The 10,690-nt window shown below is 54.5% G+C and carries 10 protein-coding genes; 4 read left to right on the plus strand and 6 right to left on the minus strand.

Annotated elements, in window-relative coordinates; all coding sequences use genetic code 11:
* The 3 genes from VMW13_08125 to VMW13_08135 all read right to left on the minus strand — a co-directional run.
* On the minus strand, window positions 1-799 hold a 799-nt coding region (locus VMW13_08125; GenBank protein HUV44780.1), incomplete at its 3' end, for an alpha/beta hydrolase.
* Window positions 800-959: 160 nt separating this feature from the next.
* Entirely contained in the window at window positions 960-1,301 is a 342-nt protein-coding gene (locus tag VMW13_08130) for a metallopeptidase family protein (GenBank protein ID HUV44781.1), read from the minus strand.
* Window positions 1,302-1,663: 362 nt separating this feature from the next.
* Window positions 1,664-2,005, minus strand: a complete 342-nt coding sequence (locus tag VMW13_08135) for a carboxymuconolactone decarboxylase family protein (GenBank protein HUV44782.1) — start codon at window positions 2,003-2,005, stop codon at window positions 1,664-1,666.
* A 235-nt stretch (window positions 2,006-2,240) separates the two neighbouring features.
* On the opposite strand from VMW13_08135, the gene VMW13_08140 reads away from it, so the two are divergent.
* Genes VMW13_08140 through VMW13_08150 form a run of 3 tightly spaced genes read left to right on the plus strand, consistent with a single transcriptional unit; the run spans window position 2,241 to window position 5,464 of the window.
* A complete protein-coding gene (locus VMW13_08140; protein HUV44783.1) occupies window positions 2,241-3,950 on the plus strand; it encodes a long-chain fatty acid--CoA ligase in 1,710 nt (569 codons plus the stop codon).
* Between the two features lies 1 nt (window position 3,951).
* Window positions 3,952-4,722 (plus strand): ABC transporter ATP-binding protein, encoded by a 771-nt coding sequence (locus tag VMW13_08145; GenBank protein HUV44784.1) that lies wholly within the window; start codon window positions 3,952-3,954, stop codon window positions 4,720-4,722.
* Window positions 4,715-5,464: an ABC transporter ATP-binding protein gene (locus tag VMW13_08150; protein HUV44785.1), complete on the plus strand. Its 750-nt coding sequence runs from the start codon at window positions 4,715-4,717 to the stop codon at window positions 5,462-5,464. The genes VMW13_08145 and VMW13_08150 overlap by 8 nt, the downstream gene beginning before the upstream one ends.
* On the opposite strand, the gene VMW13_08155 is transcribed toward VMW13_08150, so the two are convergent.
* From VMW13_08155 to VMW13_08165, 3 genes are all read right to left on the minus strand, one after another.
* A complete protein-coding gene (locus tag VMW13_08155; GenBank protein HUV44786.1) occupies window positions 5,461-6,513 on the minus strand; it encodes a hypothetical protein in 1,053 nt (350 codons plus the stop codon). The two genes, VMW13_08150 and VMW13_08155, sit on opposite strands and share 4 nt — an antisense overlap.
* Window positions 6,514-7,386 (minus strand): branched-chain amino acid ABC transporter permease, encoded by an 873-nt coding sequence (locus VMW13_08160; protein HUV44787.1) that lies wholly within the window; start codon window positions 7,384-7,386, stop codon window positions 6,514-6,516.
* A 131-nt stretch (window positions 7,387-7,517) separates the two neighbouring features.
* The gene (locus VMW13_08165) at window positions 7,518-8,825 is read right to left on the minus strand and encodes an ABC transporter substrate-binding protein (protein HUV44788.1); all 1,308 of its coding nucleotides are present in this window, start codon (window positions 8,823-8,825) and stop codon (window positions 7,518-7,520) included.
* A gap of 633 nt (window positions 8,826-9,458) precedes the next feature.
* Between VMW13_08165 and mtnA the strand changes: the two genes are divergently transcribed.
* On the plus strand, window positions 9,459-10,493 hold the full coding sequence (gene mtnA, locus VMW13_08170; protein ID HUV44789.1) for an S-methyl-5-thioribose-1-phosphate isomerase: 1,035 nt from the start codon (window positions 9,459-9,461) through the stop codon (window positions 10,491-10,493).
* Window positions 10,494-10,690: the final 197 nt, after the last annotated feature.

Genomic DNA, 10,690 nt, shown 5'->3' on the forward strand with positions numbered 1-10,690 from the left:
CCAGGATGAATGCATTCAGACCTTCTTCATAATGCCTGCCTGATGTGATGAACCCCTCATTGTGGGTACCAGAGATTTCGAGGAATCTCTTCGGCTCCTTCGCCGCCTCAAACAGTTGCCGCCCGTGTTCAAAGGGCATTATTTCATCATCGCGGCTGTGGACAATCAGAACGGGGCAATCCACTCTGCCCAGGTACTCTGCCGTATCGTATTTAAAACGCGATAGCCACCTTACCGGAAGATAGGGATAGAGTGTGGCAGCAATATCGGGAAGGGATGTAAATGTTGACTCAAGGATAAGTGCCCTTGGCGGGTGGGTCTGCGCAAGCCACGAGGCAATCGCACCACCAAGCGACCGGCCAAAAACGACTATTTGGTCCGGATTCATCTGGCGCGTCTCAATCAAGTACCGCCACGCCGCCTCAGCATCTTTGTAGGTGCCCTGCTCCGTGGGCTTTCCTTTACTCTGGCCGTAGCCTCGGTAGTCGAAAATGAAAACGTCCAGTCCGAGTCGATGAAACTGTTGAACGGACTCTAACCGGTGTGATATGTTGCCTGCGTTACCATGACAGAATAGAATCACACCACTGGCACCAGCGCAGGGAATAAACCAGCCAGAGAGCTCGATCCTGTCCGAGGTTTCAAATGAGACGTTCTCGAAGTTGAGCCCAATGCTACCGGGGTCCGCTACAAGAATGCGTTCAGGATAGTACACATAGTGGGATTGGAAAATGAAGAGGAGGCCGGCAAGAATGATGTAGGCGCCGGCGACAGCGACAACAACCCAGATGCCTGGCATGAGAAGTCCCTTCCATTTCAGCAGACTTCGCCCGAGAGGTTTCATTTGTATGTACATGTAGCCAGTCTGTTTGATGCCTGCCCGTTTCTGGGATGATACTGGCACTAGCTCATGGGAAGAAACTACAAGGCGGCCGGACGTACCCGCGCTGTTTTTCTGCCTATTCCAGTTGTGCCTCTTCTAACCCGAAGAAGTGCCCCACCTCGTGAAGTACTGTGAGACGCACCTCGGCCTCGATGTCTTCCTCAGTATGACAGGCTCGCTCAATGGGTCCCTTGAATATCGTTATCACGTCAGGCAAGGTGACATCCTCCAGTGAGCGTTCTGTGAGGGGTATTCCCTCATAGAGCCCCAGGGTGTCAGGCATGTCTTCTGGCGGTTCATCTTCTATCACCACCGCCACATTCTCCAGTCTGCTCCGGAATTCCTTTGGCAGGGCTGCCAGCGCCCTCCTTACCAGGCGCTCAAACCTTCGACGAGACAAGTTACTTCTTCCTACCATATCGAGATTGCCCCTCCTGATTCTTAATTGTGCCTGTACTATGGCGGATAGTCAACACCAAGTCTCACCAGTCACTTCCGTTGATCTGCTGGGTCTTAAGCCAACGTAACCTATGTGGGTTGGCTAGCATCTATACAGAAGTTGGCTCCGTCTGCGGCATGGACCGCCATGGCGGTATGCATGGTACTCACGATTGCCTGCTTGCTCCTGTCCCCCGTGGTGCTGCGTCGCAAGGAACTCTAGCAGTGTGACGAAAAACCCCGACCATCCTCTATCTGGGGGACACCCCCAGACCCCCGTCATAAGGGGGCGCCCCTCAGAAGGGGCGAAGCCCCTCTGGACTCCCCTTTTTCAGTTCACTCCTAGAGCTTTCCCATCTCATCCAGCAGCTTGACTACCCGGAGTGTTTCCGCAATCCCGGTAGTGCCACGCATGGACACCACTACCGAGAGTGTTTCCAGTATCTCTTCTGTGGTCGCTCCGGCGTCAAGTGCACCCGTGGTCTGTCCCAGGATGCAGTTAGTGCATCCGGCACCAAGTGCCAGGGCCAACGACATCAGCCGCTTTGTCTTTGTGCTGAGGGCTCCGTCCTTGTACACTTCACTTATTACCGGGATTTCAACATCCCACAGGTCGGGTAGAGCCTTCCGAAACTTACGCAGCAGTTGCACACGCCCTTCGTTGAGTTCAACCTGACTCTCCATGCTTTCTACCTCTCCCCTTTCTATTATTACCAGAAATCTATTGGAACAGTCTGATAGAAATCATAAGCAGGAAACCCGGCACTGTCAACCTTCTCTGCTTATGAGCCAATTCGACCTATTGACATCGGACTTCGGATGGTCTATTCTCCATTTGCCAGGTTGCACAAACCACTCCAGAGTTTCCTGAGCAGTATATAGCGTAGACCATAGTCCCGGGTAAGCAGGAGGTGGCATTATGGCGACCGATACTATCTATCACAAGAGACCGTGGTTGAAGTTCTACCGTCCTGAAGTACCACCCGACGTGGATATCCCGGAGCAGTCCGTGGTAGAGACATTCGATGCCGCCACGGAGAGGTGGCGGGACAAGACTGCCCTGGTATTCTACGGCAGGAAGCTAAGCTACCGGGAGCTAAGAGACCAGGTCGACAGGTTCGCCACTGCCCTGGCCGACCTCGGGGTGAAAAAGGGAGACAAGGTCGCCTTGCTCCTGCTTAACTCCCCCCAGTTTATCATTGCCTACTTCGGGGCCCTCAAGGCCGGAGCGACCCTGACGCCAATCAGCCCCATGTACGTCTCGTCCGAAATCAAGCACCAGATAGAGGACAGCGGTGCACGGAGTATCATCTGCCAGGACATCCTGTATGACCATGTGGAGAAGGCGGGGGTGGAGCTTGACCGCGTGATCCTGACCGATGTCACCGAGTACCTTCCCCGCCTGAAGAGGTTCCTCGGCAAGAGCATGCTCCGCGCGGTGTACCAGAAGATGTCCGCGCCTCCGATGGACATCTACCAGAGAGAAGGCTTCTACCAGTTCCAGGACCTCCTCAAAGGCTATCCGCCGGAACCGCCACACATTGAGTTCAACGTCCGTGAGGACCTGGTGACCCTGCCCTATACCGGCGGTACCACCGGACTACCCAAGGGTGCTATGATAACTCACCACAATATCGTCGCTGCCCATCACCTCGGTCAGGCGTTCTGGGGGGATGTCATGGAGGTCGGTAAGGAGATTATCCTTGCCTACCTGCCCTTCTACCACATCTACGGTCAGTCCGTGGTCATGCTGGGCGGGATATCCCAGGGCTATACCCTGGTGATATTTACTACCCCGGACCTGGATGATATTCTGAACTCCATAGAGAGCTACCGGGCGACTATATTTTACAGTGTGCCCTCGCTATACGAGGCGCTCAGGGACTATGCCCGGACCGACCGGGTGAACTGGAAACGCCTCAAAGTGCTGGTATCCGGGGCGGACGCCCTCCTTGAGGATACTGCCAGGGGCTGGGAGCAGCGGACCGGCACCAGGATACATGAGGGGTGGGGCATGACCGAGACCAGTTCGGTGGGTATTCTCAACCCCTACGGCCGGCCGAAGGTTGGCTCCTTTGGCATACCGCTCTCCAATACCATTGCTGCCATAGTCGACCCCGACGGTACGGATTTCCTGCCCGTAGGGGAGGTAGGGGAGCTTCTGGTCAGGGGACCGCAGGTGATGAAGGGGTACTGGAACCAGTCGGCAGAGACGGAAGAGGTCCTCGTGGAGATTGATGGAGAAAAATGGCTGCGTACCAGCGACCTTGCCAGCATGGACGAAGAAGGATACTTCTCCTTCTACGATAGAAAACGGGACATGATAAAGTACAAGGGTCTGGCCGTATTCGCGCGTGAGGTGGAGGAAGTGCTGGCGAATCACCCTCAGGTAAAGGAGGCGGGCGTAATCGGCGTTCCGGACCCGGAGGTGGGCGAGAGGGTCAAGGCGGTGGTTGTCCTGGAGACGGAAGCCAGGGGCAAGGTGCTGGAAGAGGAGATTATCAAATACTGCCAGGAGAATCTGGCCCACTATAAGTGCCCCAGGATAGTAGAGTTCCGGGGTGAGGTACCCAAGACGGACGTCGGCAAGGTGTCCCGGCGTGAGCTGAGGGAGACCGAGGAGCTGTAAGATGGCTGCTTTCTTCGAGGTAGAGAACCTGACCAAGCGCTTCGGCGGCCTGGTAGCTGTCGATAACGTAAGCTTCGAGGTGGGGCGGGATGAGATTGTCGGGCTGATTGGCCCCAACGGTGCCGGGAAGACCACGCTGGTGCGGTGTATTCTGGGCATACTGAAGCCCGATACGGGAAAGGTCCGGTTCAAGGGAGAGGACATCACCAGGCACCGTTCCTGGGATGTTGTCCAGAGAGGCCTGGTGGGGACTTTCCAGGTGGTCAAACCGTTTCGCCGCCTGCCGATAATTGCCAATGTCATGGTGGGATGTCTTTCACCGCGTGTGAAGAAGCGTGGCGAATGGGTAAAGCGAATAGAGGTCAAGGCCCGGGATGCACTTGAGTTTGTTGGTATTGCTGACATGGCTCTTGAACCTGCCTCTGTCCTGTCCCACGGTGACCTGAAGCGGCTGGAGGTAGCCAGGGCAATAGCCACTGACCCCGAATTGCTGTTGCTTGACGAACCGTTCGGCGGGCTGAACCCAGCCGAGACCGAGCTTATGGCTAAGTCCATCAAACGGTTGCACAAGGGGGGGAGATTTGGCAGGCTGCACAGCGAAGGGCCGGCAATGCTCATCATTGAACACAAACTCAGCGAACTGATGAAGATAGTGGACAGGTTGGTCGTTCTTAACTTCGGTGAGGTGATTGCCCAGGGCACCCCGGAAGAAATATCCAGGAATGAACAGGTGATTGAGGCCTACACCGGCAAGGAGGTGCTCATTGCTTGAGGTTAAGGGAGTAACCGTTCGCTACGACACCGCGATGGTTCTCGATGAAGCCAGTCTCCACGTTGAAAAAGGTGAACTGGTGGGGCTGGTTGGCCCCAATGGCGCCGGGAAGTCCACTCTACTCCGGGCGATATCCGGGCTGGTGAGGTGGGAGAAGGAAGTACTCAGGGGGACCAGGAAGGCAGATATAACCTTTGAGGGGACCATTGAGTTCGAAGGGGAGAGGATTGACGGGCTCTCCGCATCGGAGATAGCGGAGAGAGGCCTTGTCCTTTGCCCGGAGAGGGGCAGGCCGTTTGTGGAAATGACGGTGCGGGACAACCTGCTTGCCGGTGCTTATCTCTGCAACGACCGCCGGGAAATCGAAAAAAACATGGAACGAGTCCATGAGCTCTTCCCGAGGCTGAAAGAACGGGAGAAACAGATATCGGGGACGCTGTCCGGCGGGGAGCGACAGATGCTCTGCATCGGGAGGGCACTGATGCGCCAGCCCAAGTTCCTGCTGGTGGACGAGCCTTCCAGCGGACTGGCTCCGCGATTGAAAGAGGACCTCTTCGAACGTATCAAGGAGATTTACCACGAGCTGGGGGTCACCATTCTTCTCGCCGAGCAGGACGTGAGTTTTGCCTTTGAACTGGCGGTGAGAAGCTACGTGATGTCCCGGGGACACATAATTGCCCATGGAACCGCCAAGGAACTGCTTGGCGACGAGACCGTCAGGAAGACATACCTCGGCCTCTAATCAGCCGCCTGCTCGTAGAGACGGGTGTTGCAGGCGCGGCAGGTCTTCCGGAAGGCCATGTTGGATAGCTTGCAGCGCGGGCACTCCCGCTCAAGCTTGTCACGTGCCCAGACGGCGATACCCTCCGGCATGAAGAGCAGCATCACCACCACTATGCCGGCGAAAATTAAAATTCGTACCTCAGGAACAATACGCAAGAACTCCATAAGAGGATGCAGAACATAAACCCCAACCACCGGTCCATAAATGCTGGTTATGCCACCGAAAACCGTCCATATTATTGCTTGAAACGAGAAGAACAGGTCCAAGTTCGAAGGACCGGCAATCCTCATAAAGTGCGCATTGAAGGCACCAGCAATTCCAGCAAAGAAACCAGCCACGATGAAAGCCAGTAGTTTATATCTGATGGTATTGATACCGCTGGCGCGCGCGGCAATCTCGTCTTCACGGATAGCATGAAAGATAATGCCCGTTCTGACGAAGCTGCTCTTGGCATCGGTGAGTTTCCACATTATCAGCACCGAGACAACCATAACCAGCACCGAGATAAAGTAATCAAGGGTGCGTGAGTCGGAAATGCGAGCCAGACCGGAGACACCCAGCTCGCCACCGGTGAAATCGGAGAAGGCGAAAATAATCCCGAGGAGTATAAGCGGAAAGGCCAGAGTGACCAGAGACAGGTATGGTCCCCTCAGCCTTAACGCAGGTAAACATACCACCACTCCCGCTACCACCCCTGCTAGCGCCCCGATGGGTATTGTTGCCCAGGGGTCCCAGCCCAGGTTTATATTCAGCAAGGCTGATGTGTAGGCGGCAACCCCGAAGAAGAGAGCATGTCCGAAATTTATCTGACCGGTGTAGCCGGAAAGAAGGTCCCAGCTAACGGCGAAAATGACAAACATATTGGCAAAGATAAGGGTGCGCAGGATATAAGGATCTTGCGTGATAGCAGGGATAATGAACAGAAGCAGAAAAAAGACTAAGGCTATTGACCTACCCGGGATAGCCAGTACATCCCCCTGGAAATCCTTAAGCAGCCGCCTTATCAACTACAATCTCTCCTCTTCAAAAGCTACACCGAACAGGCCCTCAGGTCTGACTAGAAGTATTATCACCATGACCAGCAGGGCAATCGCCCCCTTTAGAAAGGCGCCTTCCGGGAGCAAGAAGACAACCAGAACCTCAACGTAACCAATAATGAAGGCTGAGATGAAGCTTCCTTTGACACTTCCCAGCCCTCCGAGGACAACAATAGCCATAATCATTACCAGTGGTGGTGTCCACATGTGTGGTTCCAGGACGAGTGTTGGCGCTACTACGATGCCGGCAACTGCCGCCAGCGCTGCTGCTATGCCCATGGTTATCAGAAGTATCCTGGGAACATTTATCCCCATTAGACCGGCAATTTCGGCATCCTGGGCAGTAGCCCGGATAGCAACCCCCAGCCGTGTCCTGGATAAAAGCATCCATACACCAAAGAGGACAACCAGGACGACGCCAAAGATTAGCAGATGTTGATAGGAGACCTTTACCCCGAGTATTTCCTGATACCCGGAGATAAAACTCGGTGCCCCGAGATAGTGACCACCAAAGGCCAAAAGCATGCATTCCTGAAAGACCATAGCCAGAGCGAGGGTTATCAGCAATATGGTCACATGGTGTTCACGTACACGGTCAATAAATAGCTTATAGGTACCGAGCCCGATAGCGATAGTAATGACCAGAGAGAGGATAATTGACACCAGCGGGTGCAGACCAAGCAGATGGGCAAAGGTATATATACCGTAAGCCGCCAGCATGTAAAAACAGGTATGAGCCAGGTTTATCATGCGTGCCACACCAAAGATGAGAGAAAAGCCGACGGCTAGAAGGGCATATACCCCTCCCCTTATCAGTCCGGTAATCAGAATTCCTTCAATCATGGCTCATCTGCGCCAGATAATTCTCTATAAGAATCCACCTGGCTCCACTTCGTGGGGACCCCGGGCTTACACTGACTAGCCCAGGGGCCCCATAAAGAGTTTTTCGGAGGCAATCTGTTATACCTCTACGGCTATTTAGCGTATTTCTTAATTACCCTGTCCGGTATCTGCCATTGAACGGTGCCTTCATAGGTTATATCGTTCCAGCCCCACGGCCATACGGCCTTCATCTCTCCATCCTGCCACTGCGTAGCCAGGCCGGTTACAAAGCCCGGACCATATACTACGTCGTGAGGATTATCTGCATCTTGCCCCGTGAAGGTAATCCTGCCCCCGGTCCCCACAAAGTCCGTCTTTTTAAGTTCGACAACAACGGCATCGGAATCAAGAGTCCCTGCCCTTTCGATAGCTTCTGTAAGAAGGAGAATGGCATCGTAGGTGCCGGCATTATAGGTTGGGGTCTGTCCGTACTCCTCCATGAAAGCATCGAAGAAGGGTATGGTGTACTCCGTTACGGCTATTCCCTTGGCGTAGGTGTTCAGGGTCGTCTCATAGTTGCCGTAACCACCGGTTGCATCCCAGAACCCGTCCTTCTGGGCTTCGACGTTGATACCCACTGAAGCTACTGGTATTTCCAGCTCGCCCAACCCCTTAGCATAGGGAATGCCTATCGGTCCGGAGATTATGGTCAGGATAAAGTGAGCTCCGGAAGCTTCTATGGCTGTCAGTTCGGCGGTGAGGTCAGTAGCCGTGGGTGATGGTCTCCATGTCCCCACAACCTCCATACCCAGCATCGCCGGCACGTAGGCTTCATAAGCCCCCACCATACCGTCGGCCCATTGCGCTCCTTCACCTAGTATGGCAACTTTCAGGGGACCTTCAAGGCCCAATCCTCCTTGCATTATGGCTCCGGCCAGTCCCAGAGTGGCCAACGAGTTGGCCACCAGATTATTGGAATGGAATGGTGTTACCCTGAACCAGTACTTAAAGGTGTCGTAGTCCTCAGCAAGACGTGTATTGAGTTCGTAGGTGGCGGCGCCACAACCGAGGAAGATAGTCTTGTACTCCATGGCAACATCCTGCATGGGGAATACGGCCTCGGTCCTGAAGCCTCCAACCACAAAGTCCGCCTTATCCACCGTTATCAGTCGTTCCATAGCGGTAGCAGCATCGGTAGGGCTAAGCATCTCATTGGAGTCCGTTTTGATTAGTTCAATCGTGTATTCTTCCCCATCTATTGTTACACCACCGGCGTCATTGATTTTGTCCCGCGCCATGGTGGCTCCGTACCAGTGGTGCTCGCCCTGTACGAACTGCATTGGCCCGATAACGCCAATCTTGATTACCTTGGCTTCTTCAGCCGTGGTCCCGCACCCGGCGGCGACGAGAAGCATTAACAGTGAACATGCCAGAAGTATATGAATAATTTTCTTCAACATTGCGACCTCCTTGATATATCGCGTTCTCAAACCGTATTTGCAGATAATATTCCAAACACCAGCCGCACCGTGCTATTTGCATATGTCTACTCTACTGAAGGCAGGCACCTCCTTTTTTAGTCCTTGTTCTCTATACCGGTGAAGAAATATATATCATCGATTAAACTAAGAAGGGCTTCTGCTATCACCATCGGACTGGTAATTGCAGTGCCCTCCACCGCTTCAACCGCCTGTTATGTCGTTGAAAGATGAATTTGCGATTCACCACTGATATGTTCCTCAATTGCTATACGCTTCGCTGCCAGCATGTACATCGTGTCTATGTATACGTACCCACGTGCACAACGAATATACTCCCCGACGTGGAGTTTGTCAAGACCTCGAATAAACTCTCTCTTCACACTAATACCCGGAGATTGAAGTGAATGACGTTGAGGTGAAGATGTACTATACTATCCCTGTGTTTCGTGATAGCTCTGGGGATGAGACAGTAAGAGTTGAATCAATCGTGCACCAGGGTTGAAGGGGTGAAATGGGGAGTCATAGAGAGGGCGCCCCTCAGAAGGGGCATAGCCCCTCTAGCTAAACTTCTCTCCCTCTCCTTTGAAGGAGAGGGAGAACAAGGGGGAGAGGTTGAAACAAATCAGCTACCAACCGATAGAATGGCTCGGCGACCGGGTACGCCTGCTGGACCAGACCCGACTTCCCGGCGAAGAGGTCTACCTGGAAATTGCGGACTACCGCGAGATGGCTGTAGCCATTAAAGAGCTGAAGGTCCGGGGCGCTCCGGCCATAGGAGTGGCCGGTGCCTACGGAATGGTTCTCGGCGCTCTGGCAATCAAAGCCGGTACCATCGAGGAGTTCCGGGACAGGCTCCAGGAAGTCAGCCGGACACTGAGGAGTACCCGGCCCACTGCTAAAAACCTCTTCATTGCGCTGGACAGGATGGACGCCGTGGCCGCTTCCGGGAAGGACCTCACACGCACGAAGGCAGCCCTGATAGACGAGGCAATCAGCATCCACGCCGGGGAAGCCGAGGCCACCGAAAACCTGAGTCGGATTGGTGCCGACCTTATCCAGAACGGCTTCACCATCCTGACCCACTGCAATACCGGCCCGCTGGCGACCACCGGCTACGGTACCGCGCTGGGCGTCATACTATATGCCCACGAGCAGGGCAAGGAGGTCCGTGTGCTGGCCGACGAGACCCGTCCGCTGCTCCAGGGGGCACGCCTCACCTGCTGGGAGCTTCAAAAGGCCGGCATCCCGGTAACCCTGATTACCGACTCCATGGCGGGCTACTTTATGAGTAAAGGGAGTGTCGACTGCGTGATTGTGGGGGCGGATAGGATTGCCGCCAACGGGGACACTGCCAACAAGATAGGCACCTACACCGTGGCGGTACTGGCGAAAGAGAACGGCGTGCCCTTCTACGTGGCCGCACCGACGACCACCATCGACGTGTCTCTGGCCTCCGGTGACGAAATCCCGATAGAGGAGCGAAGTCCGGACGAGGTCACGAGCTTCCACGGTATCCACACTACCCCTGAGGGTTGCCAGGCCGCCAACCCCGCCTTCGACGTCACCCCGCATCGGTATATCACCGCCATCATCACCGAGCGTGGTATAATACGGGAACCGTTTGGGGAGGGGATTGGGGGAGTATGATACCGGATTCCGCTCCTTGAACCGGCTATAATGATAGTATTGGGACTGACCCATTGACGGAGGGGAAGATGAAGATAAGAGACCTCACCACCGAACAGTTGAAGGCGTTGATTCAGGACGTGGTGGAAGAGAAGCTCCAGGAGATGCTTGATGACCCTGACCAGGGGTTGGAATTGAGGGAAGAGGTCAAGCAGAGG

The sequence above is a fragment of the Dehalococcoidales bacterium genome, assembly GCA_035529395.1.
Lineage (GTDB): Bacteria > Chloroflexota > Dehalococcoidia > Dehalococcoidales > Fen-1064 > DUES01.

What these genes read in the sequence shown, in the direction of transcription:
- VMW13_08140 (HUV44783.1), top strand. Translation starts at nt 2,241, where the DNA reads ATGGCGACCGATACTATCTATCACAAGAGACCGTGGTTGAAGTTCTAC.
- VMW13_08165 (HUV44788.1), bottom strand. Translation starts at nt 8,825, where the DNA reads ATGTTGAAGAAAATTATTCATATACTTCTGGCATGTTCACTGTTAATG.
- VMW13_08130 (HUV44781.1), bottom strand. Translation starts at nt 1,301, where the DNA reads ATGGTAGGAAGAAGTAACTTGTCTCGTCGAAGGTTTGAGCGCCTGGTA.
- VMW13_08135 (HUV44782.1), bottom strand. Translation starts at nt 2,005, where the DNA reads ATGGAGAGTCAGGTTGAACTCAACGAAGGGCGTGTGCAACTGCTGCGT.
- VMW13_08160 (HUV44787.1), bottom strand. Translation starts at nt 7,386, where the DNA reads ATGATTGAAGGAATTCTGATTACCGGACTGATAAGGGGAGGGGTATAT.
- VMW13_08145 (HUV44784.1), top strand. Translation starts at nt 3,952, where the DNA reads ATGGCTGCTTTCTTCGAGGTAGAGAACCTGACCAAGCGCTTCGGCGGC.